Source organism: Glutamicibacter sp. MOO4, from assembly GCF_056934395.1.
The window spans coordinates 882,509-908,158 of sequence record NZ_CM167800.1 but is presented as its reverse complement, the minus strand read 5'-3'; the positions used below and the strand labels follow the sequence as shown (position 1 = coordinate 908,158).

At 55.0% G+C, this 25,650-nt stretch carries 19 protein-coding genes; 4 read left to right on the top strand and 15 right to left on the bottom strand.

Features of this window, described 5'->3' with window-relative positions:
- Nucleotides 1–2: 2 nt before the first annotated feature.
- Entirely contained in the window at nt 3–1,622 is a 1,620-nt protein-coding gene (locus AC1Z3F_RS04120) for a stealth family protein (RefSeq protein ID WP_483566622.1), read from the bottom strand.
- A 219-nt stretch (nt 1,623–1,841) separates the two neighbouring features.
- On the opposite strand from AC1Z3F_RS04120, the gene AC1Z3F_RS04115 reads away from it, so the two are divergent.
- Nucleotides 1,842–2,141 carry a hypothetical protein gene (locus AC1Z3F_RS04115; protein ID WP_483566621.1) on the top strand — a complete coding sequence of 100 codons (300 nt, stop codon included), beginning with the start codon at nt 1,842–1,844 and terminating at the stop codon, nt 2,139–2,141.
- A gap of 150 nt (nt 2,142–2,291) precedes the next feature.
- Here AC1Z3F_RS04115 and AC1Z3F_RS04110 read toward each other — a convergent pair whose 3' ends face one another.
- Both AC1Z3F_RS04110 and AC1Z3F_RS04105 read right to left on the bottom strand, forming a co-directional pair.
- Nucleotides 2,292–4,097 carry a glycosyltransferase family protein gene (locus AC1Z3F_RS04110; RefSeq protein WP_483566620.1) on the bottom strand — a complete coding sequence of 602 codons (1,806 nt, stop codon included), beginning with the start codon at nt 4,095–4,097 and terminating at the stop codon, nt 2,292–2,294.
- A gap of 82 nt (nt 4,098–4,179) precedes the next feature.
- The gene (locus AC1Z3F_RS04105) at nt 4,180–6,783 is read right to left on the bottom strand and encodes a polysaccharide pyruvyl transferase family protein (protein ID WP_483566619.1); all 2,604 of its coding nucleotides are present in this window, start codon (nt 6,781–6,783) and stop codon (nt 4,180–4,182) included.
- Between the two features lie 278 nt (nt 6,784–7,061).
- On the opposite strand from AC1Z3F_RS04105, the gene glf reads away from it, so the two are divergent.
- Complete coding sequence (gene glf / locus AC1Z3F_RS04100; RefSeq protein WP_483566618.1) at nt 7,062–8,234, top strand: UDP-galactopyranose mutase; 1,173 nt, start codon at nt 7,062–7,064, stop codon at nt 8,232–8,234.
- 386 nt (nt 8,235–8,620) lie between these two features.
- Here glf and AC1Z3F_RS04095 read toward each other — a convergent pair whose 3' ends face one another.
- The 4 genes from AC1Z3F_RS04095 to serA form a co-directional block, all read right to left on the bottom strand.
- Nucleotides 8,621–9,637, bottom strand: coding sequence for a glycosyltransferase (locus AC1Z3F_RS04095; protein WP_483566617.1), 1,017 nt, complete (start codon nt 9,635–9,637; stop codon nt 8,621–8,623).
- A 317-nt stretch (nt 9,638–9,954) separates the two neighbouring features.
- Nucleotides 9,955–10,758, bottom strand: a complete 804-nt coding sequence (locus AC1Z3F_RS04090) for an IS3 family transposase (protein ID WP_483566935.1) — start codon at nt 10,756–10,758, stop codon at nt 9,955–9,957.
- Nucleotides 10,759–10,805: 47 nt separating this feature from the next.
- Nucleotides 10,806–11,126, bottom strand: coding sequence for a helix-turn-helix domain-containing protein (locus AC1Z3F_RS04085; RefSeq protein WP_483566616.1), 321 nt, complete (start codon nt 11,124–11,126; stop codon nt 10,806–10,808).
- Nucleotides 11,127–11,385: 259 nt separating this feature from the next.
- Nucleotides 11,386–12,981 carry a phosphoglycerate dehydrogenase gene (gene serA, locus AC1Z3F_RS04080; RefSeq protein ID WP_483566615.1) on the bottom strand — a complete coding sequence of 532 codons (1,596 nt, stop codon included), beginning with the start codon at nt 12,979–12,981 and terminating at the stop codon, nt 11,386–11,388.
- A gap of 779 nt (nt 12,982–13,760) precedes the next feature.
- Here serA and AC1Z3F_RS04075 point away from each other — a divergent pair.
- On the top strand, nt 13,761–14,855 hold the full coding sequence (locus AC1Z3F_RS04075) for an IS110 family RNA-guided transposase (protein WP_483566614.1): 1,095 nt from the start codon (nt 13,761–13,763) through the stop codon (nt 14,853–14,855).
- On the opposite strand, the gene AC1Z3F_RS04070 is transcribed toward AC1Z3F_RS04075, so the two are convergent.
- Entirely contained in the window at nt 14,820–16,112 is a 1,293-nt protein-coding gene (locus tag AC1Z3F_RS04070; RefSeq protein ID WP_483566613.1) for an ISL3 family transposase, read from the bottom strand. The genes AC1Z3F_RS04075 and AC1Z3F_RS04070 overlap by 36 nt on opposite strands.
- 67 nt (nt 16,113–16,179) lie before the next feature.
- On the bottom strand, nt 16,180–16,365 hold the full coding sequence (locus AC1Z3F_RS04065) for a hypothetical protein (RefSeq protein ID WP_483566612.1): 186 nt from the start codon (nt 16,363–16,365) through the stop codon (nt 16,180–16,182).
- Nucleotides 16,366–16,945: 580 nt separating this feature from the next.
- Here AC1Z3F_RS04065 and AC1Z3F_RS04060 point away from each other — a divergent pair.
- Nucleotides 16,946–18,031: a glycosyltransferase gene (locus tag AC1Z3F_RS04060; protein WP_483566611.1), complete on the top strand. Its 1,086-nt coding sequence runs from the start codon at nt 16,946–16,948 to the stop codon at nt 18,029–18,031.
- Nucleotides 18,032–18,054: 23 nt separating this feature from the next.
- Here AC1Z3F_RS04060 and AC1Z3F_RS04055 read toward each other — a convergent pair whose 3' ends face one another.
- From AC1Z3F_RS04055 to AC1Z3F_RS04030, 6 genes are all read right to left on the bottom strand, one after another.
- A complete protein-coding gene (locus AC1Z3F_RS04055; RefSeq protein WP_483566610.1) occupies nt 18,055–19,551 on the bottom strand; it encodes a glycerophosphodiester phosphodiesterase in 1,497 nt (498 codons plus the stop codon).
- Nucleotides 19,552–19,570: 19 nt separating this feature from the next.
- Nucleotides 19,571–22,666, bottom strand: a complete 3,096-nt coding sequence (locus tag AC1Z3F_RS04050; RefSeq protein WP_483566609.1) for a PKD domain-containing protein — start codon at nt 22,664–22,666, stop codon at nt 19,571–19,573.
- 63 nt (nt 22,667–22,729) lie between these two features.
- Nucleotides 22,730–23,098, bottom strand: a complete 369-nt coding sequence (locus tag AC1Z3F_RS04045; protein ID WP_483566608.1) for a hypothetical protein — start codon at nt 23,096–23,098, stop codon at nt 22,730–22,732.
- Complete coding sequence (locus AC1Z3F_RS04040; protein ID WP_483566607.1) at nt 23,095–23,847, bottom strand: hypothetical protein; 753 nt, start codon at nt 23,845–23,847, stop codon at nt 23,095–23,097. The genes AC1Z3F_RS04045 and AC1Z3F_RS04040 overlap by 4 nt, the downstream gene beginning before the upstream one ends.
- Nucleotides 23,848–23,866: 19 nt before the next feature.
- On the bottom strand, nt 23,867–24,307 hold the full coding sequence (locus AC1Z3F_RS04035) for an FAD synthase family protein (RefSeq protein WP_193058222.1): 441 nt from the start codon (nt 24,305–24,307) through the stop codon (nt 23,867–23,869).
- 109 nt (nt 24,308–24,416) lie between these two features.
- Nucleotides 24,417–25,604, bottom strand: a complete 1,188-nt coding sequence (locus AC1Z3F_RS04030; RefSeq protein WP_483566606.1) for a DUF1972 domain-containing protein — start codon at nt 25,602–25,604, stop codon at nt 24,417–24,419.
- Nucleotides 25,605–25,650: the final 46 nt, after the last annotated feature.

Below are 25,650 nucleotides of genomic sequence, written 5' to 3'. Positions count from 1 at the left end.
TCCTATCGCTCCCAAGGCGCTGAGTGCGGGAAGTAGTCTGTCATGAAGCGGTGTACCATCTGAGCCTGCAGATCCAAATCGATGTTGTCCGTAAACGTATCGTTTATGCAAAAAGCATCCACGTTTCTACGATTTTCCAATCTGTCGAGTCGACGTTGCACGTCATGGACTGCCAATCCAATGTAGGAGAAGGAAATTGTTGACGGTATTGACCGTCCGCTAAGGTACGCCCAATAGTGTGCGAGATGCGATGGAATATTGAGGTCATCGCTGCTACGGAATCTCGAGGACGCCGTCTGTTCAACTTCGAAGGGAAATTCCTCTTCAATTTCCGACATTACGGATTTCACAATCGCATACGGTGCATGCTCGAAAACTTGACTCTGCGATTTACCAAATTTTTGCTGAATTACGTTTCGTGAATTCTTTGTTGCTTGGTCTACGGGGGTGTCCTGCTCGGACTTGCCGAAAGCAGGGACTCTTGATTGGGACCGGAAATGTTTAGCGACACCATTTGCATAGAAAAATTGCCCCGGAACTACTGGACGCCCAAACAACATGTCATCATTTAAGTATATAAATTGCTCCGACAACCCATCAATTTTATGGATCTGACTTTCAATAGCATGGCTATTAAATGTTGGTAGATTGTCTGGATTAGAAAATATGTCGGCATGACTCACGACCTTGACTCTGTTTTGCGAAACATCGTCCAGCCACTCTGGTGTTTGATCGTCTGTTACGAGAAAAACTTGACGGACCCACGGCGCAAACATCCATATCGACCGCAGCGCATAGCGCAGTTCATCTCGATTTAGGTAGCGCGCTGCGCTTGCGGACTCACCGTGGAGATTTGATGAAGGCGAAAATTTTCGTTTCTTTTCCATCCACCTTGGGTCAGAACTATCCACCCATGTAAAAACGATATCAATCGGAAAATTGATTACGTCAAGATCCAAGGTCTTTGATATTTCAAAAGTTAAGGCTTGAACATCGCTAAGTTCAGTCGGTGCAAAATTGCTCATCGAGGACAGCGGGACCGTCGTCAGTCCCTCTGACAATCGAATCCTTTTACCGCTAGCATTATGGCGTGGTGCAATCCACTCATCATCGTAGGTTCTTACCTCTCCGATGGCTGACTCATCATCCCAGAATTCAATTTCTGCGCCAAATTCCTCGCCATTGAAACCTTCGCGTGCTTCATCTTTTAGATGCCAGGTCAATCGAATTACGGAAATATGTCGATTTTTTTCAGCCTGCTTAAAACTTGCAGCGTCGTACGTTAATTCAGGAAGTCCATTCGACGGTGATATGATCCGAATTGAAGGACTGTTTTTTGAATGCGTTAGTGCGCGAAAGAACTGTCGTTTTTTGGACTCTGGTATAACAAAAACAAAGCGAATTCGATCAAAACCTCGAATTAGAATTGGTTCGCATTCAGAGTCAACAATAATTCTTTTCGTATACTCGTAATTCTTCAAGAGCACTTCTGTCGGAGTTCTAAACGTCTCCTCCAGCACCGGACGATCTTCGTTTCCAATCCAACCCCGAGCCTGTTGGTTCCACGGGGTCGCTTGAGAAAAGAGTCTACGGAATACGTTCATTTTATCTTTTGACTCCATGAGATCGTCTTGTCCCCTTTTTCAGTTAGCCATACGCTACATTTGCCTCGATCTAGTATACAGGCAGTGACACGGGTCTGATTTGTTTCTCGCGCTCTGAGTGGACCTGTTGTTGTGGCCAGAACAGTCAGCACTGAACGACAGGCTCTGGATCAGTTCGAAGTAGCTACTAGCCTCTCGGACCTCTTACTATCGGATCCGGACACAAGTGCAGTTGTAATGTCGTTGCCGCTGGCGCCGTTGAAAGTGGGCCGAAAGTCTGTCTCGTCGTATTCCATCAGGGGCAAATCAGGTGACGCTGACAATCCTACAGTTGAAGAAGGAAGCTTTGCGCGGTATTGCGCAGTGACTCAGCACGGAAATGGCAATTTACGAAGTTCTTTGATCACCAACAATCTCTCGGCTGCTACTATCCATTTATCGCGGTTGGTTGCCGTGTACAAAGTTTTGAAATCCGCTTTTGACGTAGTAACGATTTTCATCGTTCATTTTGACCGAGATTTCACACCGGATGCCTGACTGGGGCGATTCCAGATAACCAATTAGCCAGAACAGAAGTAGCGTTCCGTCAAATTCGATTGATTTCAAAGTTGCCGGTCAAAAAGACAAATGAGAAGTCCACATATCCTTCGCAGGGCGTGTGGACTTCTCATTTGAGATGCATTTTGCTCATTCGTTCCAGAGCTCAGTTGGTTTTCTTCTACTGGAAAGATTCAACTTTTCTGTCCAGTAAGCGTCAGACGTCAACTGGTCATACCCGTCGCGCCATAGACGAAGGTTCTCTTCGTAGGTCGCCCTCAATCGCATGGTGTTTCGCACCAGTCGTGCGGTTTCGCGCCAGAACTTTTTCTGGTTGCGACGAACTACGTAGGCTGAAGACTGATCTCCATTGAGGTAAGTGATCTGTTTTGCACCATAGACCTTGTGGTAGTCATCCCTAAATGGCGAAGACAACGTCAAATCAGCATCACCCTCCTTGCCCATTGGCAACAAGTGTCCATTCAACGATCCCAAGAGTAGAGCCCTAGCAAGACGCGACTTCTCACCGTGAAGTTCTTCCGGCCGCTCAACGACTGGCTTCCAGGCCTCCTGCCTCGTCAAAGCTTTCAGATCCGAACGCCGTCTTGCCATATCCGCATGCTTATCAAAGAACTTCGGTCCGCGAAGCACATCTTCAAAGGCAAGGTTGATTGCCGAAAGAGTGTCGTAGTGGAACCGCATAACGTTGCGTTGGTAGAAGCTCAGCACCATCTGTTGCAGTTCAATCCATGATCGTTGCTTTTCTGGGAGCGACAGGTGATGTACCAGGTGGCTTCTGAAATCTAGATACCAGGTCATTGGCGAAGCTTTGTCAGTGAAATTCTCCTGAACAGATGCAACGCCAGGTAGCGAAACGATGTCAAAGTCATTGACCAATGAGAAGCTCACGTCGTCTCCACGAACAAAGAATGGGAACGGCAAGTGTTCCACCTTGTCCAGCGGGAACGCGAAGAACCACCAACCGGCGTAAAGATCTTCCGGAGCTGGAATAGTAGTCTCATATTCCATGTCGAAGACTGCGTCTCGTGAACGCAGATCTAATCCGTGATACCTAGGCTTACATCCCAGATCAAACTCCGCACCATTTTCCCAGATCTGCCAACGGTGTGAAGCGTTGATCATTGCGCCTGCAACGGCAGTACGTGAATCTCGGGCATAGGCCAACAGCCACCATGTTCGGGACAAGGCTTCCATCTGGATCGATGCGTCATCATCCATAAACAAGCAATGTGTTGCGCCGATTTCGCGTGCGCGCAAAAGACCGCGCGTAAATCCGCCAGCACCACCCAGATTTTCATTAGCAATGATTTCAACGCCGCCACCGTCTTCAACATTGAGCGAATTGCCGTTATCCACCACCTTCATGCTGATATGTTCTTTGATTGCCGAATCGGCAAGGAATTCACGGAATCGGGAAATCGTGTCTTCTACTTCAGTTTCCCGCTTGAAGGTCGTTACCGAGAGCATCAGATCCGGGGTGCGCACTGGCTTGGCTGTAGTGGCCCACGCAAAATCTTCCAACTCGCCATCTTGCAATGCCATCAAGTCAAAGAAGAGCAACGACTCATCCGGTGTGTCCTCGTCTACTACGACTGGATGGCGATACAAGCCATCTAAGGTCACCACTTCGCTAACCAACTTGTGCCACGACTTGTGACGGTCGGCTTGGAAGACTGTTAGTTGGAAGCGTCCGCTGCCTTTAAGCTGAAGTTCTAGTGGAATATTTCCACAGATCCTCTTCCACTTTCCGTAATTGAACACGTTGTAGTAAGTGCCAGTAGAGAGTAGGCCACCAGGCGCAAATTCTGCCACTCCACGGCTCAGCGAAATACCAACTGGACCATAGACATGGAAATGTGCTTCTTGTTCCGTGGAAATACCGGCCTGAAGCCAAATTCCAGGCTGTACAGGGTACGCGGTAGTGGAATCAGCCATGTCAGGTCCTTCAGTCTGTCCCAATTCAAATGTCGCTGGCAACGTCATGCTTGTGTCACCCTCCTTACCGATGAGTTGTTGATTAGCCATGTCGCTTCAGGATGCTGTCGGCTTCTACGCGCTTTGAGCGTGGAACCAGGACACTTTGGTCAAAGTTACCGACAGCAACAAAGGCGATGAAGACTTCATTCTCAGGAAGATCAACAATGTTGCGAATCTTCTGTTCCTTCTCGACTCCCATGGCTGTGTTCAGCAGGCATGATCCCAATTCCATTTGGGTTAGACCCAGCAACAACGACATCATGAACAGCCCGCCATCGACGAAGGGCTGATTGCGTTCCGGTGCGAAGAGGAAAGCATCTAGATCTGCAGTGACCAAGAGCAGGCGTGGCGGCGCATTGAATCCAAAGAATCCACCCTGAACTTCAAGTAGCTGCTTGATGATCTCTGGATCATCAAACTGGTGAACACGTGCTCCCTGACGGCTACAAACCGATGGTGACTGCATGGCAATCTGAACTGCGGAAGCAATCGCTGAATCATCAACAGGAGTGTCGTTGAATTCGCGTACGCTGCGACGCCCGTAAACGACCTCCATGAATGCACGGTCATCATTAGGCGTTTCAACCGGGTCTTCGCGGTGCTTCGAGGCTGGGAACGCTCCGCCCTCCCCCAGCTGACCCTTTGCGATTACTTCTTGCGACTCCACCGAAAACAAGTTTCGGAAATGAGAGACATCCGTATTGGTCTCCTCGTTGCGGGCGAAGTAGGCCTTCAGCACCGAAGCTGAGCTTTGAACGATGGTGTCGTCCGTGCCCAAACCACGCGATAGCCAAGCATTCATCTCTTTGGCAAGACCTGGGATGGCAATTCGTCCGAAGCCCGGACGGAAGTTGCTATGGGTCAGTCCCTTTTCAATTGCGTGCGCATGAAAGAACATCCGCGCGCGGATCCCAGTTACAGAGTCAGCTGACCTTCCGCGAGTAAAGGAACGAACTTGCTGCTCAAAGTCATGGTTGGCCAGCCGGCGTGCCTGCTTGGAGAAACCTTCTACAATTTCGTCTGACTTCTTGGCCGCTGGAGTGCTGGGTGCCGGTACTTTACCCTTTGCATCAGAAATCGAAATTTCGTGTACCTGCGCTCCGGCCTTAGGACCGGTGAAGTGCAGTGCTCCAAGCATGATCTGGCTTAGCCCTGGCTCCGCTACCGAGAACTCGAACTCATCGGTGCGCAAGCTTCCCGAACCGGCAGCTACTGCCGCCTTGCCGATCACTCGGAAAGTTCCGGATTCAGGGTTACGTAAGTGCACATTGATGCTCTTGGTCTGCGTGGTTGGTGTCCACTGAATCTTGATGCGCTTTTTTGAACCTGGAGTAAGTGGCTCTGGAAGATTGGTCCAAACGTGCTTTCCACGAAGTTCTTTGTCTTTTACGACGCTCAGTGAAACGCCCTCTGCGCCCTTGTCGATGGACCAGACGTCGCTGTTAGCGGAGAAGTCCAGGTCCAGAGTGTGACTGCTGGCACCGGCTGCCGCGGCTGCTGTAATGGCCTTGCCGTTTTCGAGTGCGGCTGTCGACTTTACCTTGGGGTCCAAAGCCGCCTTCAGCCACTCAAGCGACGTCTTGCGCCCGTTGGTGATGTAGGTGCGAGCCTTGGTGAAATCGATGGTCCGAGTTACGTTTGGATTTTCATTCACGGTCTCTGTGGTATCACTTTCATAGACTCGGCGAGTGTCACCAAACCCGAGTGAGGCCAGCAAATTCTTGAATCGGTCCGCGCCACGCTTGTTGTTGTAGATCGATGAGAATGGCTTCTCAAAGATGACCGAGAACGCCGTGCCGTGGAAGCTATCGGTGACTACATAGCTGGCATCATTGTAAGCGCGAAGGAAGTTTTCTGGTGAGTCAGCTGCGATGATTTCTGCACGCGGTTCATCAGCCCAAATCTCTTCTGCTACCGCGCGTCCCTCATCAGGGTTACAAATAACGAGGATCTTTTCCAAGCCGGTTTTTTCAAGGATGGCCAGGGCCGTCGACTTCTTTTCCTCCGTTGGGTCCAGAAGGAACACTGCCAAATATTCACCCTCAGGTGAGATTGACGCTTTGGAAGCCAACGCGTTGTAGTGTTCCTGGTCCAGAAGGAATACCGGATCAACTACGAGGTCGGCTTTGACGCCAAAGATGTCACTAGCCGTCTTTACTGCATAGTTCTCACGTACAGAGATGGCTTTGAAGTTTTGAAGATTCTGCGAGTGCTTTTCAACGAAGGCCGGCTTGAACTTATCAGTTCCTCGATTGCCGAAGGACGTGCCGTAGGCAACTCGGTTTCGGTCCGGTGCGACAAAGTCCAAGAACAGATCATCGTTGACGCGCCCGATAAGCGGGTTCCACAGCTGGTCACTGCCAACAACAAAGGTCTCAGCGAGCTCATTGAGCTGATCCAGATCCGAGTAATGGAGCTGCTCCGTGTATTCGTATCCGGTGCGACGCGCAAAATCCATTGACAGGATCTCGCTTGGCCATTGCACACGGAAACCGTTGTAGCCGACAGGTTCATGCACCATGAGCACCGAATGGCCGAGATTTTCGATGGCGCGGTTCAAACCGTAGTAGGTCAGAATTGATCCGTAATTCTTGCCGTACCACCAGCCGAGGACGGCCACATCATACTTATTCTTCGGATCCACCAAGGGGAAATTCCTCATTCCTTGTCTTACGCATCATGCACGAACTAACGCATTGCCACGTCGTACTTCTGTAGGCCCGGATGCCATTTGTCAGCGAATTTTCTTATGCTGGAGCGATCCGAAACGGACTTTCCGTTGGCCGCAAAAAACCACATTATCAATAAACCAATTCCTTCACCTTTGAAATTGACCCATCGGCAAATTTGTTTATATTAAGTACACCTCACGTTAACCTTCAATACGACAGCTCGTTACTGCCGAATGAATAAATTGCATGTATGGATACAGACTTATTAGTTGTCGGATCAGGATTCTTCGGTCTCACCATTGCCGAGCGCGCCGCAGAAGCTGGCCTCAAAGTTACGGTAATTGACCGGAGATCACACATTGGCGGAAACGCCTACAGCGAAGCAGAGCCTGAGACGGGCATTGAGGTACACCGCTACGGAGCTCATCTGTTCCACACATCGAACGAGCGTGTGTGGGAGTATGTGAATCGCTTTACCAGTTTCACCAACTACGTTCACCGTGTGTACTCCACTCACAATGAACAGACTTTCTCATTGCCAGTAAATTTGCACACGATCAATCAGTTCTTTAATGCCGCCTATACCCCAGATGAAGCACGTTCTTTGGTTAAAGAACAAGCTGGGGAGTTTGACGTTGATACCGCAAAGAATTTCTACGAAAAGGGTATCGCCCTTGTAGGACGCCCACTGTTTGAAGCATTTTTCGCTCACTACACAGCCAAGCAATGGCAGACCTCCCCAGAAAAGCTTTCAGGCGATATCGTCAGCCGCCTTCCTGTTCGCTACAACTACGACAACCGCTACTTCAACGACAAGTACGAAGGTCTACCCACGGATGGGTACACGGCTTGGATTGAGCGCATGGCGGATCACCCGAACATCACGGTTCATCTGAACACTGATTTCTTTGATTCAAGCCAGCCTTTCAACAAGGACGACCTAGCCGGCCAGATTCCGATTGTTTACACCGGACCCATTGATCGTTACTTCGACTACAGCGAAGGTGAGCTCTCATGGCGAACCCTGGACTTTGAAGAAGAAGTTGTGAATGTCGGCGATTACCAGGGAACGCCGGTGATGAATTATCCAGATGCTGACGTGAATTTCACTCGCATCCACGAGTTCAAGCACTTCCACCCTGAACGCAAAGATAGCTACCCAACTGACAAAACTGTCATCATGCGGGAGTTCTCACGCTTCGCTACAAAGGATGATGAACCGTACTACCCGGTCAACACTCCAGAAGATCGTTCAGGACTTCTTGCCTATCGCGAACTCGCGAAGCAGGAACAAAATGTGTTCTTCGGCGGCCGTCTTGGCACCTACCAGTACTTGGACATGCACATGGCAATCGGCTCTGCGCTTTCCATGTGGGACAACCAGATCTCCGCACTTGCTGAGGAGCAAAAGGTCTCTCAGTAATATGAGATAAGCATTAAGCCTTCGGGGTGTGTTCGCGATTCAAGCGCGAACGCGCCCCGGTTTTTTGTCATCGCACCAGAAAGAGACTGCGTGGACGCAAACGGCTAGTTTCTTTGATGGCTTGCTACGAATGCGGCTGACAGTGATGAACGCGCAACGAAAGACGCACCAGCCACATGCCTCTTTCTTGAATAATGGATATCCTGACATCCCAGTCCCCATTCAAGGCATGGAAAACCTTGTCAGTGCCTGTTCACCGGGAACCTAGCAACGACGACAAGCACCGAACTCAGGACCATCCACCGGGACAAACAATTTCGGCCATTAAACCAGCAGCCGGGCACCCCACACCAAGGGGCGCCCGGCTCTTCGGCAAGTCCGTCTGTCTAATGATTCTTTAGCTGAAGGCTATCGTCAGTTGATTCCAAGGGAGCCATCGGTTTCCATGCCTTATCAATTTCTATCTTTCGCCCGTCTCGCAGCCCCTTGAAGAGGTTGGAAGTTCCGCGGATAGTCTTCTCAACAAGTACTAGGCGCAGGATTTCCTTCGCGAAGGTCAGAACCGTTCCCAAGGCGAAGTGAACGGGGAATAACACGCCGTGAGCGCGATAATACTGTTTGAGAATCGCCCGGTTGCGCATGATGTAGTATCGGTATCCGTTGCTAGACGCGTTAAAGTGCCTAACGCCGAGGTCGAGTTGCCGAATGTCTCGGGTACGCCTGAGAACAAACTCATTGACGATAACAGACGTGGTGATCTTCGAAGCTAACCAACCATAGAGCTGGTCGTCCCAATATATGAAGAACCGTGGGTCGGGAAGCCCAATACGACGGACCACTTCCCTGTGGATGAACATGCCTTCGAAGCACCCGGAGTTCATCTCTCGATATCCAGTGATATCAAAGTCGCTCGGTGCAAACGGAATCGGGATGGCAAGACGGTCAGAGATCCGATATTGCCAATAGAACTCGCTACCGTCGTAGTCGTACCGGCGTCCTTGAATAACCTGGAACCGCGCTGCCCACTTGCCTAATTTGCCAAGAGAATCAGGGATGACCTCTACGTCATCGTCCATCATCCAGATCCATGAGGCGCCGAGTTCATAGGCGGTTTTCACACCGTGATGGAAACCGCCTGAACCACCGGTGTTCGTAGCGAGTTTTTGATAGATAACCGTTGGAGCCAGCTCACTCGTGTGCTTGGCGACAATCTCATGCGTGTCATCCGCTGAGTCATTATCAATAATTACTACGTGACCTGGCGATGGATTCATCACTTGGATACTGGAGAGTAGACGATCAAGCAGGTGCGACCGGTTGTAGGTAACGATCACGATCGCCGTATCCGACGGTGCGAAACTCGTCGTATCGACCTCTGCTTTGTCATTTGATTCAGGCTTCATATCAAATCAACTTTATCCCAATAAAAAGATGTCAGCTAATTATAAAACGACTTCTCATTAGTAATAACCTGAATTCAATCACAAATTCATCTTCTGTTTACCTAGAACTCCCCAAAGCTTTGCATTACGAATTGTTCGGCGAAAGTCATCATCATGCAACCTCGGCTACCCTCCAAGCAGCAACGGGGGTAAGTCGGTTCTGATCGAGCCTGTCTAGACTTCATCCCATGCGACCTCTTCTCACAAACGAAAGCACCCGCCCGCCGAACAAATGAGCTGGGGCCCGAAAGTTAGACTAACTAAATAATAGTCCTGGCTTAGGCTGCAAGGGTATGACATCGATATTCCATCGGTGCCATACCCTTCAGCCGTTCCTGACGTCGATCCGTGTTGTACCAATGGATATACGCTTCAATCTCCACCTTGAGCTCCGCAAAATCAGCGAAATGCTCTCCATGGAACATCTCTGACTTCAGATGACCAAAGAAATTCTCCATAACAGAATTGTCATAGCAATTTCCCTTACGCGACATGGACTGCACCGCACCATGCTCCTCCAACAAGGCCTTCCAAGACTGATGCTGATATTGGAAACCTTGATCCGTATGCACCAACAACTTCTTCCCGAAATCCCGCGACCCTAAAGCCAGTGCCAAGCTCCCATTGGTGAACGCCGTAGTCGGTGATGAAGAGATCGTGTAGCTCAGGATGCTGTGGTCAAACAGATCCATAATGGGAGACAAATACAGTTTCCTCTCATCAACCCGAAACTCTGTCACGTCACTGACGTAAACAGTGTCCGGGGATTCCACGTCAAACTTTCTTTGCAAAAGGCTTTCAGCGATCTTGCCCTGCTCACCCTGATACGAGTTGTAACGTCGCTTCGGACGAGCTTTGGACTGGAATCCGAGGATCCGAATGAGCTTACGGACCAGCTTCCTACCAACGTTCCAACCTTCAGCGTGAAGATCCATGTGAACTCTTCGATACCCATAGCGTCGCTTACTGCCTTCAAACGACATAGTGATGGCAGCTTTGAGGTCCCCATACGGATCCGCCTGATCCATCAATTTCAGGTGGTAGTAATAGGTTGACCTGGCCAATCCCGCCGCGGCAAGCAGGTCTGCGAGGTCGTGCTCTGACTTGAGAGTGACGACCGCCTGGGCTTTTAGCGGTGTCCCTGATCCCTCAAGTCTCGGAGTTTTTCCAAGTAAGCCACCTTGGCCAACAAGAACTTGTTCTCCCTACGGAGTTTGTCTTCTTCGCTCAACGCTGGTTTAGGTGCGGAGCCTTTCGGACGTCCTTTAGCCTTGGGCATGAGTGCTTCGTCGCCGGCTTTCCGCCATTCACGTGCCCAGGTAATAACCAGCACTTTGGAACTGAGATTGAACTCAGCGGCAAGGCCCATGGCCGTTTCTCCGGAAAGGAAGCGGTCAACGATTTCCTTCTTGGTTTCGAAGGAATACTGCGTTTTAGTTGGATTCTCCATGAGACATAGACTGCCATGCAATCGCCACCGGTCATAGAGACGCTTGGCCGCCCCTGGGTTTACGTTGATCCTGGATGACGCAGCCGTATACGCATTGCCTTGCTCAAAAAGAACAACGAGCTTTTCCCGTTGATACTCGGATAGTGTGCTTCGTGCGCGCATGAAACTGCTCCCCAATAGTTGTTGACTTTTACAGTCCAACTTTTGGGGAGCAGTTCACAAATTGTTCAGGGAGCGGGTTGCCTCAGATTAGTGATACTTAGTCGGCGAGGTTGATCTCTCGTGCAACGCTCGCACCGATAGCAGCGCCAACTACGTCTAGGACACCAGTAGGCAGTGCAGAGTCGATGCTGATGACGGCCAGGGCCTCTGACTTCTTTTCATCGCGGGCAACCTGCATGCCAGCAATGTTGACACCCTGCTCCCCCAAAACGTTGCCCAGAGAACCGACAACACCTGGACGGTCAGCGTAGCGAACTACGATCATGTGATCAGAAATTGGGATTTCAATTTCGTGACCGTTGATGCCAACCAGCTTTTCAATCTGCTTAGGACCGGTAAGGGTACCGGACACGGCAAGCTGCGTGCCCTCGTTGGTTGAACCCTTGATGGTCAGCTGATTGCGGTACTCAGGTGAGTCAGCGGTGGTGATCAAACGAGTGGCTACGCCACGCTGTTCCGCAAGCACTGGAGCGTTGACGTAGGAGACCTGCTCCGAAACGACATCCATGAAGACACCCTTGAGTGCCGAAAGCTCAAGAGCCTTGACATCTAGGGAGGCGATTTCGCCGGCGACTTCAACATCAATGCTGGTCAACGATCCAGCGGTCAGTGCGTTGAAGATACGACCAAGCTTTTCGATCAACGAGATGCCTGGGCGTACGTTCTCATCAATGACGCCACCGGCAACGTTGACTGCATCCGGAACCAGCTCGCCAGCAAGTGCGAGACGAACCGACTTAGCCACAGATACGCCAGCCTTTTCCTGAGCTTCATCAGTGGAAGCGCCCAAGTGTGGGGTGACGGTGACGTTCTCAAACTCGAAGAATGGAAGGTCGGTGCTTGGCTCCTTGACGAAGACGTCAATGCCAGCGCCAGCAATCTCTTCATTCTTCAATGCTTCGTAAAGTGCTGCTTCGTCAACTAAGCCACCGCGAGCTACGTTGACTACGTAGGCGGTGTTCTTCATCTTCGAGAAGGCATCCTTGCCCAGCATGCCCAGGGTCTCTGGAGTCTTAGGCATGTGGATGGTGATGAAGTCAGCCTGTTCCAGCAGTTCATCCAGGGTCACCAAGGTTACGCCTAGCTGGGCTGCGCGTGCTGGGGTGATGTATGGGTCAAAGGCAATAATTTCCATACCGAAGCCCTGTAGGCGAGCTGCGACCAAAGCGCCGATACGACCAAGGCCGATAATGCCGGCCTTCTTCTCAAACAGCTCAACACCGGTGTAGGAGCTACGCTTCCAAGCACCGCTCTTTAGCGAGGCGTTGGCAACGGGGATTCGACGAGCCAAAGACACGATGTGACCAACGGTCAATTCAGCAGCAGAGATAATGTTGGAGGTTGGAGCGTTCACAACCATGACACCGGCCTGCGTAGCAGCCTTGATGTCCACGTTGTCCAGACCAACACCTGCACGAGCGATAACCTTCAGGTTCTTAGCTGCGGCGATGGCTTCTGCGTCTACCTGAGTAGCGGAACGAACCAGAATTGCATCTACATCAGCGATAGCTTCAAGAAGCTGAGAGCGGTCCGCACCGTCCGTCTGACGAATTTCAAAGTCGGGACCGAGAGCAGCAACGGTTGCAGGAGAGAGTTGCTCGGCCAAAAGTACGATGGGCTTAATGTCAGACACGGGTGTGGCACCTTTGCGATTTCATTGGGCTGATGCTTGCAAGACGGTAGCTTCTAACGACTACCTTCGAATCAAGCGTAACCCTATGCATCCAACGTTTTGGTGCGAATTCACGCATGTTACGTAGAGAAAACGGCACTTTGTGAAAACTTTCACTTATTGCATAGAATGTGACATCCTGTCCTGCTGATAGGAATCGTGGAAACCTTGGCCGAGACGTTGAAGACCGTTCGACTATCTACAGCTACATGATCCTCACCGCTAATTCCGTCTTTTCTGGCGCATATGATTCACCAGAATCAATTTCGGGATAACGGTGGCTGCCAAATGCGGGATTCGAAGCCCTATAAGCCACTGGCATCAGCTATCGCTTTGAGGGAAATGCTTCAGTGGCAAAGAATGGTGGCCCTCGGAACAATATGGCTCTTAAAGGTTAAGCGTGGCGCAGGATACTCAGCACGGTCGTAGCCCCGTATACAACAATATCTGTGAGTATTGAGGTGGCTGGTCTGGGACTAGCTGGCAGGATAGGAACCAGCCGTCCCACCCCCCTGGATGTGACTCAAACAATATCTGACCTGACACAGTGTCATGCTTCGGACTTGTCCTTCTAACTGGGGTGGGTCGGCCGGGACCAATCCGGCCCACCACGGTAGCTTCATCAGAAGATTGTCCACCCCAACTAGAGGGCGTGACCCATCACAGTGCTGTTCCGTAGTGACCCTTACCCGGACTGGTACCGGCCGTTCACGGCCGACCAAGAAAATCCAGGAAAGGAAATGACGGTGACCGCACAACCTATCGTCGCTCATTGCCACCCATTTGTCGTGGGTGTCGACACTCACGCACGCAACCATGTCTACGCCATCATCGATTCCAGCAACGGCGCCCTGCTCGATACCCAGTCGTTTCCAGTGAGCAGCACCGGCATCAACCGGGCCATCAACTGGGTCGCACGACGCACCCAAGGCGCAGCAGACACTCTCTGGGTCATTGAAGGCACCGCCACCTACGGAGCGATCCTTGCCGGCACCGTGGCCGCCCACGGATTCCCCGTCACCGAGGCACCACGCATGAGCACAAAGCAGAACCGCGGTGTCGGGAAAAGCGATGCCTTGGACGCCCACCGCATGGCGATGGCTTCCCTGCCACTACAGGTAAACAAGTTGCGCCATCTGCGACTGCATGAAGGCATCTGGCAAGGATTGCGCATCCTTGTCACAGCACGCAGCTCGATGGCGAAGGATCGCACCAGGTCGGTCAACGCTCTCAACGCGGTGGTACGCAGCAATGAGTTAGGGATCGACGCCCGCAAGAAGCTGACCGGTAGCCAGATCGATGAAATCAGCCGCTGGAGGGAACGGGAAGAAGAACTATCGCTGAGGATCGCACGAGCCGAAGCGGTACGGCTGGCCAAGCATGTTCTCGACTTGGACCAGCAGTTGGCGGCCAATGAGCAGCAGCTGGACGAGCTGGTCAAAGCCAGCGAAGCGGCACCCTTGTTGAATGAAACCGGCTTCAAGGCGATCACTGCGGCGAAATGCTTTGTCGCGTGGTCTCATGAAGGGCGAGTGCGTGATGAAGCGGCATTTGCCTGCCTGGCTGGCGTGAATCCAATTCCTGCGTCGTCGGGGAACACAATCCGGCACCGGCTTAATCGTGGTGGTGATAGGTCGCTGAATGCTGCCCTGCATATTGCCGCGGTCACGCGCATGACCCACGACGAGGAGACGCGGGCCTATGTTGAGAAGCGCCAGGCTGATGGCAAGACCGATCGTGAGATCCGCCGCTGCATCAAACGCTACCTGGTCCGTCGAATCTTCAGAATCTTCAGTGCTTCAGCAATGGTTGAAAAGGTTTCTGTTTCGGGTTGACAGACATAGAAGAGTCCGACCCCGGTAACGACCCTGATTCCGATAACCCCGGCCAATCCGTTTCAAGTTCTTCGGTGTCAGATTCGCCGCCTCGCTCCGGGCGTTAGTCAGCCTGGTACGCACGAACACCAGCAGCTGACTGCGCCACGCGTTCAACGTCCTGAACAGTGATTTCGCCTCCACCACTTTCGTTGCTTTTACCGACTTCTCCAGCACCGCCCACCGGGCCTGGAACTCATGAACATCCGTGGCCCGCAACAGGTCCCGCACGTGCTCCTTGATCCCATAGGTCACTCCAAGTTCGGGATCCGTTTCAAGGATCAATTTGAGGCGCTCCACTTGCATGATCGACAGGTTCTCCAGATTGCAGGTCAATAATTTCCGGTACTTGTAAGCCGGTTCTGTGATCCTGCCGCGGCGCTCGTGCACCTCGTGCGAACGCCGACGGCGCACTTGGGTGATCATCAGGTTCGCCCGGGCAATCACATGGAAATGATCCACACTGATCTTCACCCTAGGCAGGGTTTCCCGCACCGCTTTACGGAACTCTGAAGACACATCAATCGCCACATGCTCAACACTTTGACGCCGATACCGCGGCCGGGCCTTCAACCATCTCTTCACCGCCGCACCGCGGCGGCCATCCACGATATCCAGGATCTTCCCCGTATCCAGGTCGGTGAACACGATGGACCACGGCTCAATCCGCACGACTTTTCCGGTTCTGCCGCGCGCGTAGCGGACCTTGCGGAAACGGTGCTCGTCGATGCCCAGGCGGCGGATGAACATGCGGTCCACGTTCCCGACCAGTTCCCCGACGGTGTTCAGCCGGGCCATGACGGTTGGCCATGAGACGGAGTGCGCGGCAGCGACCCGGGAGACCGCGCGCAGCTCGCAACGCATCTCGTCCACCAGTTGTTGGGAGAGCCTGGTGGTGATCCTGGCCCGGAAGGGCAGCTGCTCGGTGGTTTGCACGAATGACCGCCGTTCGCAAGCCTGCTCTTGGCAGGCCATGCGCCGCTTGCGGACCCGGACATGCAGGTCGTGACCGCCGGCGGGAAGGTCCTTGACCCGGTGCACCGGCCTGGCTTGGATCCGGGTAGTCAGTACCCCGCAGAAGGGGCAGGCCGCTTCGGTTTCGATGGGCTCAACAAGTACCTGCCGTCCGGCAGGTTCCTGGGTCACGGTGATGACGCGGTAGTCGGTGAGATTCAACAGAATCGACGCAGCGTCGATTGGCCCGGTATCCTTGAACACGGCTCGTAGTTCCTTGCGTATGAATAGTTTTAGTCAACATCCATATTCGCAGAAGGGACTGCGAGCCTTACTTCTTTTTCGAGGTCACCACGCTAAAAATCGAAGAGCCCGTTAAGGTGGCACCGTTGAGCACCTTGACGCAAGACTTGGTGGCTGCGTTGATGGCTACATAATCAGGGCCTACGCCTACGCGCGCAATAGCCTTCAGGTTCTTTGCTGTGGCCAATGCTTCTGCATCCAGGGTGCCGAGCAAACGAGCATTGTAACTACATCGGCAGTGGATTTATGCAGCTGAAAACGTTCAGCTCAGTCGGTCTGACCGATTTCAAAGTCGGGGTCGAGAGCAGAGACAATTGCTGAGAAAGGTTGTTCGGCCAGAAGTACGATCGACGTATCACCCGCCCCGGGTGTAGCACTTTTGCAATTTTTCTAGCTGATGCTGGCATAGAAGCGGCTGTTTTTCACTGTCTGGACTTCCAGAGTAACCCTATGCATACCCGTTGTAACTCAAATTCATGCATGTCGCACGGGGCACCTGGATTTGCGAATAACTCGACTTGCCGGAAAGGATACAAGGAATGCCAGGCGAACCTTTGCCTTTCTATATGGGATTTCACTTCGCTCCTCCGCCCATCCAGTTCCACGTCAAATTCCTGGCCATTCAGATGTGTCGTTTTGCACTCCCCCTACTTTTACTTGGAAAGCAGAACTGGCGCTGACCGCGCCTATCGGATTCCCGCTGCGGATGGGAAGATCATTCCATGGGGGCAAAGGCATCGAATCAAATTATCGTAGTAGCGCATCCAGGTTCGGAATTATATGGATCCGACAGAATGCTGCTGGAAGACGTCAAGGGCTTGCTGCGGGGCAATTGGGAAGTCACCGTCGGCCTTCCCAGCGAAGGGCCTCTGGCCTGGGCCTTGCGTGAACAGGGCGCCAAGGTCATGGTCTGCAATACTCCAGTACTGCGCAAGTCAATCTTCACGCTGCGCGGCGCTTTGGGGTTGGCCAAAGACACATTCCAAGGCATGCGCCAGATGCATGGTCTGCTCAAGAGCACCAAACCATCGGCCGTCTTGGTGAACACCACCATCATCCCCTTGTGGGTCGCCTATGCCCGCCTTTCGGGGCACAAGGTTGCCTTGCACGTGCACGAGTCCGAATCCCATGCCCCCAAGCCAATGCGCTTGGGCTTGTCGTTGCCGGGAACATTCGCTCACAAGATCATCACCAATAGCCGCTTCACCAGTGGCGCGTACTTCCAGCACGTGCCTTGGGCGCAGAAGAACAGCCAAGTGATCTACAACGGCATCGCAGGTCCGGCTGATTCGGCGCCAGCCAGGCAGACAATTGACGGCCCCCTGCGGTTGCTCTACGTTGGACGGCTCTCGGAACGGAAAGGGCTGCTGGTTCTACTCGATGCCGTGAAGATCCTGCAGCTGCAGGGAGTGGACGTGTCGTTGAGCTTGGTCGGAGCTGTTTTCGAAGGTAACGAAGCCTTTGAACAGGGGCTCACGAAGAGAGTTGATGCACTGCCACGACCCGAACTGGTGGAGTTCTTGGGATTCCAGTCCGTTGTCTGGCCCCATTACGATACCGCGGACATCGCTGTGGTCCCCGCGCAGCTCGAAGAATCCTTCGGGAACACCGCGGTGGAAGCCATACTCGCCGAACGTCCGGTCATTGCCTCGCGCATCGGCGGCTTGCAGGAAGCCGTGGAACCGTATTCCAGCGCAGTGCTCGTTGAACCAGGAAATCCCCAACAGCTGGCGGCGGCCATCGAGAAGATCCGCAACGACTGGGAGAAATTCCGGATATCAGCTAAGCAGTCGGCGGTGAAGGCGCGAGAATTCCACGACCCCGAGCTCTTCGGACAGCGCATGGATTCCGCCTTGAAATCGCTTCTTGCATCCAAATAGGTTCCAGTGCCATGAGGTGGCCCTCACGCCGATGCATCCACTTCGAGCGACACCTTGCGGAAGTCCACACGATGTCCGCCCGGAATCAGATTCAGCAGGTTCACGTAGCCAGGCACAACTGATTCGCCCAGCTGCGCCGCCAATGCCTCGCCACCGCATTGGACCAGAATCCGTCCATCCGTCATCGACAGCTCGATCTCAGCCCATCCGCCCTCAACCGGGGCACTGAATGCTGCCCTGCCCAGATTCTGCGGACTTTTGCCGGCAGCGCGCCACAGTGAAACTTCTCCGCGGCTTTCAAGCTGAAGATGGAATCCTTCTGCCTGCGAATTTTCGAATGCCCGGTAGGGCGCATCCGTCGGCAAACCGAAGGCCATGCCGGCAATCTGGTTCTGTTCTCCCCGCTGCGGCCAGCGGATCTGGGCTTTCAATCGCCAATTACCGCCTCCTGCTGTGGCCATGGAGCCCAGGACATAGGCGGCCTTGCGGGATTCACCCAGCGTGAGCAGACCCTCCTCAGCCGCGATCTGCGGCTGGGCTTTCCAGGTGAGCACATCCGGCAGATCACCGGTGGACCTCAAGCCGCTGGAAAAGCCATCGGCAGCTATGCGGACAGCTCGCGGTGAGGAAGTCACATAAGGCAAGTTCGAGCACATCATTCCCCGGACGCCTTGCCTTGCCAGCAAGTCCCTTTGGCTTCTGCGGTGCACTTCCCAGCAGATTACCGGCAGCCCGGTGGCCACTGCTCGTTTAATGGTGCCCGGATCAGCAGAATCATGGATTCCTATGGCATCGAATCCACCGGCAAGCTTTTCAATCTCGGCGAAATTCTCCGGGGCGAAATAGCCCCAGGTCCTCATCCCGGCGGCCGCTGCCAGTTCGGCTCCGGTGCCGGTTGCCGGCTGCTTCCACACCGTTGATTCAACAGGAACCCGGGAAGCGGCAATCTTCTCGATCAACGCGGCGGCATGCTGTCCGCTCTTGTCCTCGATGAACAGGACCGCCTGGTCTGCCAGTGCTTCCAGAACGGTTTCCAGGCGTGCCAATGGCTCCAACGCCGCATTCGGTCCAAGCCATTGGCGGGCATCGTTGTGCAGTTCTTCGAGCTGGTCCCACCCGGTTTCGCTGATCAGCTGCGGGACTCCGCAAAGGCGCTGCAAGCTGGTGTCATGGTGGCAAATGAACTGTCCGTCCTTGCTCCGGTGCACCGAGATCTCGATGCCCTGCGCACCGTGGACCAGAGCTTGCCTGTAGGCCGCCAGCGTATGCTCGGTCCAGTTGTCTCCCGAACCGCGGTGGGCAATATAGAAGAGGTCCTGCCCCAGCAGGTCCGCCGCGCTGGCCACCTTGGGCGCGGCGTTCTTGGCCACCAGTTCCCTTGAGCACCCTGCCAGCACGAACGTGCTGGCAGCCAGGCCCAAGAAGGCGCGGCGGCTGACCCCGTGCTGTCCTGCGGTTCCGATTTCCATGGTGCCCCCTCGGCAGCCCATACCCGCCAAGGCCTGGGCCTTGGCGGGCATGGCATTGATTGGATCCTTGCTACCCGATCACCGACAGGTTGTCGAAGGACGCGGTCACCGGCGCATTGGTGGTCGATCCGGAGAGATACAGGCGCAGTCCTATGCCGCCTTGGACTTGCAGCTCGCTGGTCGAGTCGCTGGCGTTGAGCTGCCAGTCAGCTGGTTCGCTGTCCGAAGCTGCCCAGATCTTTGCCGCCAGCTGCGTCGGATTCGTGCCCGTCACGGACAGCTTCAAGTGGACCGCTTCACCGGCCTGGTAGCCGAAGGAAGACTGGTACTGCGTGTCCAGGATGCTCTCTGCACCGCCTACAGCACGAATCAGCTGGATCTGGATGCCGCCCGAGGAGGTGAATTGGCTCTTGAGGTAGTACTGGTTCGCATTGCCCAGATACCTCGGCGAGAAGGAGACATAGGTGCCATTGCCGGTAGGCTGCTTATTAAGCTGGACCTGGACAGCGGCTTCCGTGGTGGTGCTGTCGACCACCGGCAGGTAGACCGCCGGGCCTGAACCGGGGTTCAGGCCAAGAAGCTGGCCCATTCCCCCGGCGACGTTGGCGGTCGCCGCGGATCCGGTCCGCGTCCACGTGCCTCCGGTATCGGCAGCACCCCAATTGCCCGTGGCCGTGCGGCCGAAGGCGTCAACTGCCACCGGCCTTGGCGGCAGCGTGACCTTCACCGTTTCGGTGCGGGTATCCACCAGCCCTTCCGGATCGCTGGCTTCCAAGGTGATCGTATACTCGCCTGGCTCGGTGTAGCTGAACGATTCAACTGCTGATCCCTCTACCCAGCCGCTTCCGTTGCCGAAGGACCAGCGGTAGCTGAGCTCATCATTATCGGGATCGGAACTCTGCGAGGCATCAACGGTGATGTCCAGCCCGTCCACTTCCGTGATTTCGAAGGCCGCTTCCGGAGGCCGGTTCGGTTCTGGCGGCGGCAGGATGGTGACCTGCTTGGTGGCCGTATCCTTCGCGCCTACGTTATCGGTGACTGTCAGCTTCACCTGATAGGTTCCGGGTTCTGCGTAGCCATGACCGGCGGTGATGCCTTCAGCGCTGTTTCCGTCTCCGAAGTCCCATCCATAGCCGACAATGGTGCCGTCGGGATCTGTGGAACCCGAAGCATCCACGGTGAGCTGCTGGTCGTGGACCTCATGGGTGAATTCTGCCGACGGAGTGGCATTGGCCGCTTGGCCGATGCCGGCCTGGTAGTGGTTCGCCACCACCGCCGGGCTCAGCTGCTTGCCGTAGACCGCGGCTTCGTCGACGCGTCCGGTGAAACCGCTCGTAGGCGCCGAGCTCCATCCGCTGACCCGGTCATTGCCCAGCCGCCAGAAGCCGTCGAGCTCCAGTGCGGATTTGGTGCTTGCGCGCGAAGCTACCTGCTGCCCGTCCACGTACAGGCGCATCCCGTCTTCTCCCAAGCTTGAGACCACGTGATGCCACTTGTTGTCGTTGTAGATCCCCGAAGAGGTGATCACCCGGCGAGCGCCGCGTTCGGTCACGCCGAAGGACAACCGTCCTACGGAATTCAAATAGGTCAGCCGGTCATGATCGGTTGAGTCTGCGTTCTGCCCGTTGCCATAGCCGATGAGCCGGCCGCGTTGCAGGGGCGAGGCCTTGAACCACAGTTCGGTTGTGAATTCCTGCGGACGCTTCCAGCGCACCATGTCCTGCGCTCCGCTGCCGCCAAGTGACAGGCTGCTGCCATGTCCCGCGGCAATGGCTGATGAAGAATCGACGCCTGCATTTCCTGCCAGCTGCAGGTCTTCACTCCCGGCTGCATCGAGGGCAGTGGAGTTGTCAGCTGCTCCGAAAGGCCAGTAGGCCTTGGGCTTGTCGGCCCTGATGACTTTTTCGTATGCGGTGGATGCAACGGTGTCGCCGGCGGCAGTGATGCTTTCGGTGGTGCTGCGCGCCTCCCTTCCGGTGGGATCCACGGCAAAGATCCGGTAGCTGTGCGTGCTTCCGGGCTCCACGTCCTTATCCACGAAGGACATTCCTTGGCGCATCCAGAAAGTCGAGTCGGCTTTAACAGTGTGGATGGGAGAATTATTCGCCCCGTCGCGGATCACCTTGTAGGTCAGGGTCCCGTTATCCATATCCGAAGCGGCTTGCCAGCGGATGCGCACTTGGCCTGCAGTGGTGGAGCTCAAGGTCGGAACGAAGTCCTCCCCGCTCGGTAGCGGCCCCCTGTCGTTGGGGGCCAAATCGCGAATTGCGAAGCGCACCAGGCCTTGCTGGTTCTTGTAGTTCACCCGCTGGAATTCACCACCGTAGACGATGTACTGGTCGTTGCCGGCGACGCTCCACGGTCCCTGACTCTGCCCGGTGTAGGTGCCGGTGCTCAATGCCGGGAACCAGGTCTGCAGCTGCGGATGCGGCAGGCCCTCGAAATTGGTATATCCGTGGATTTCACGGTCGATAGTTCCAGCCGTTTCCTTGCTGAAGGCCATGGCGCGGTTGTACTGCCAGCTGGGTTCCTGGGCGAAGCCGTCGATGTTTCCGCAATAGTGCGGATGCCCGGCGATGTAGAGCAGATCTCCGGTGGCGTGCACGGAGTAGGTATCTCCGTGGCAGTCCTCTACCCAGCGAGTTTCGAGATCTGCCCACTTGATGGCCACCACTCCTTCGAGCGTGGTGGCCCGTCCGAACGTGTAGCCGCTGGCGTAGAAGGTGTCCTTATCCGAGGCGATCGACGTGATGGATCCGGTCTCCCCGCCATTGCGGATATATGAAGCTGCCGGGTAGGAGAACTTCGCGCTGGTCTCGGTGCTCACGACGGCCAGGCCGTTGGCGAAGTCGCTGGTCGAGTTCACCTGCGTGAATTTGCCGCCCAAGGCCAGCTTTGTCCCATCGGGCGACAGCGACATGGACTCGACGTGCCCTCCGCCGACCACTGGCCGGAACGACAGGAGGGCGGCGTCGCTGGCACGCAGCGCAGCCGCTTGCTCGCGCCAGGCTTCGCCGATGCGGAAGAACGAACCGCCCAGGTACACCGTGGTGTTCGTGGCGACAATGCTGCGCACGGAATTGGAAGGCTGCGGGTCGAATTCCTCGATGCGTTCTCCGGTTACCGGATCCAGTGCCGCAATGCGCGAGGCGCTTTGCCCGTCCAAGGTGGTGAAGTCGCCGCCAGCGTAGAGCCGGCTGCCGTCCGGCGAGGCAGCAAGAGTGAGTACCTAGGCATTGAATTCCGGAGTGAAGCTGTTGAGCAGTTCTCCGGTTCGAATGTCATAGGCCAGGATGTTCTTGCGTGTTGCGGTTTGCGTCCCGGCCGCCGCACCTGCAGGACGTGCGGTAGCGAAGCTTCCTCCCGCATATACCGTGTTGCCAATGACCACTTGGCTCCAGACCACGCCATCGATCTGGACGGTCGGGAGGGCATCGGCGGTGACTGTCGCAGGGGTGAGCGGGTCTGACGGATCCGCGGGCACACTATCTGCAAGTGCCTGCGGCGGCGTGGCTAATGCGGCGGCCGCGATCAGCGCGGTTGCAGCAATCATAGACATGGCCCATCGGGCGATGGCCGGGGCGGATCTGCGGATCATGGCGATACCTCACCTGCGAGCTGTTGGATTTTCTTAGTTGCGCCGGTTTCGAATTCTAGGGTCATGTCAGACGCGGATTCTGTTTGGGCGCTGAAGAGATAGGTGGCAGTAGCCTGTTTGCCTGCCTCCAGTTGTGCGGGAAGTACGGTGCTGCGTGTGTCTGTGAGCACGGCCGCCGGTTCCCTGCCGTCGCCGTAGAACAAGCGCACTTGGGCCTTGCCCAAGTCCAGCGCGGTGACTCCGTCGTTGGATAACTCGATTTCAACCAGTGTCGCGGCCCCGGCGATTTGCCCGATGCCTTCTGCTTCAGACTGGGTTTGCTCGATGCGCTTGATCCGCATCTGCGCATGCGGGCCCGCCTGGACCTCTTCAGCAAGGTCCACCGCCTTGGCTGTGGCAGGCGGCTTGCCAGCCGCTTGGGCGTCCGGCGCCACTTTCTGCGCGTCCTTGTCCTTTTTCCATGTGGACTTCTCTGCTTTCTCGGCAGGAGAAGCTGAATCCTCGGATTTTTCAGCGGCTTTGCCCGTCTTGGTGGCGGGCGCCGCCAAGGCTGATTCGTGCAGCTGCTGATCGATAGTCGCCAATGTAGTTTCGGCTGGTTCCCCAGGCATGGCCGCGTGCGGCGAAGCCTGGGGTTCTACCGTGCAGGAAACCAGGGCTATTCCCAGCAAGAGCAGCATCGGAACGATGCGCATCTTGGCTGGGACATGGCCGCAGGCCGGAGGTTCTGCTGCTTGTGCGCGTCGCATGATCTGTCTGGTTCTGCGCTCAGGCCCGCTGGACCTGCATAGATGGCGAGCTTAATTGCTCTAAGGCCACTCTGAGCTTGGTGCTGGAAGTATGCACGGTGTAGGGGAAGTACTCGACTCTCACACCGACGGTTGCAAAGAGCTCTTCTAGTCCTTTTCCTTCGCGGGTGCCCTTCCAGTCATCTCCCTTGAAGAACACATCGAATCTGACATCCTCCCAAGTCAGTAATCGGTTCGGATGAAAATCGAGAACCGCCTCATCCACGAAGCCTATCGAGGAGACGATATCCAGTCGTTCGCTTTCCGGTATCACCGGCCGTTTCCCCTTGGTTTGGAGCAGCCTTTCATCACTGACAACACCGGCAATCAGATAGTCGCATCTGGACTTGGCTTGCCTGAGAATATTCAGGTGCCCGACGTGGAACAGGTCGAAAGCACCTGCGGCGTACCCAGTGATCATTATTTTCCCCAATTTCTCATGAACCAGTTGCTGATTCGATTCCCCATAGCATCCGGGCCATCCCCATGGCCTAGACGCTTTACTGTTTCCCAGAATTCTTGTGCCAGCCTCAGGCGCGGCGTCGGCCAGTTTCCGCAGACGGTACTGCGTCGAATTCCACCGAAGGCTTTCCGGCGCCGGCCAAATCCAAGCACAGCTTTTCGTAGGCCCGGGCAACATCGTCCCAGTCATAGTCGTTAGCGCGCTTTCGTGCGAGCTGGGCGCGTTGTCGAACGGCATTTTCCTTTGATTCGGTGCGGTCGAAGAGCCTGGACGCGGATTGCGGGTCATTGAAGTATTCGCCGGCTGCCTGGGCCACTTCGCGGTTGAAGTTCACGTCATAGGCGTTGATCGCCGTACCGGCACCCAACGCCCTGAGCAATGATGGGTTGGTACCGCCGACCGAATGGCCATGCCAGTAGGCAAGTGCATGGGCATAGAGCTCATCTAGCAGCTGCTGGTCCCATACCCCGCCTAGGAAGCGGACTTGTTCCGTGGCCGCGGCATGAACCTGCTGAGTGTACTGCTCGGCATAGGGCGCCGAACCGACGACCACCAGCGGGAGCCTGGCCTGCGATTGGCTGTAGCCACGGACAATCATCTCCACGTGGTTCTCCGGCTCGAAGCGGGCCACTACCAGATGGAATTTTCCTGATTCCAAGCCGAGCGCGGGCAATTTCATGGCAGCAGCCTCGGGAATTTGCGGTGCGCCATAGGTGATGAGCCTCGTTGCCCGCGAGAATTTCGCCGCGTAGTAGTTGGCGATACCCAGGGCATCGGCAATCAATTCCCTGCTCCACCAGACGCAGAGGCGCTCGCATAGCCGGTAGTACTTCTGGCCAATAGGTCCCCACTTGGCCCGTTTCCATTCCAGCCCATCCACGTGCGTGGCGACGGGAATCCTTCCCAAACGCAGCAGCGGGAGCAGCGGGGCATTGGCCGCGTTGAAGACAATCGCCGCATCGGGCCGGTTGAAGAGGGCATGGATCACCGACAGTGCAGTATGGCTCAGCGTCTCGAGGCTCCTTCGCCTCATGGCAGGCAAATGCACCAGCTTCATGCCCTGGTATTCGCTCATGCGCTCGTCTTTGGCAGTGCCACGGCAATATACGGTCACCTCGTGCCCTTGATCGGCCAGGCGGCGCCCTACCTCTTCAATAGCGGTCTCGAAACCGCCATAGCGTGCAGGTACTCCCCTGGTGCCGATCAAGGCGATGCTCAGCTTGGCGCGCGAGTCATGGTGCTCGGTGCGTTGCATTCTGTTCCCCCAAATTTAAACAGCAGAATCAACGTTCGCTTGCTTG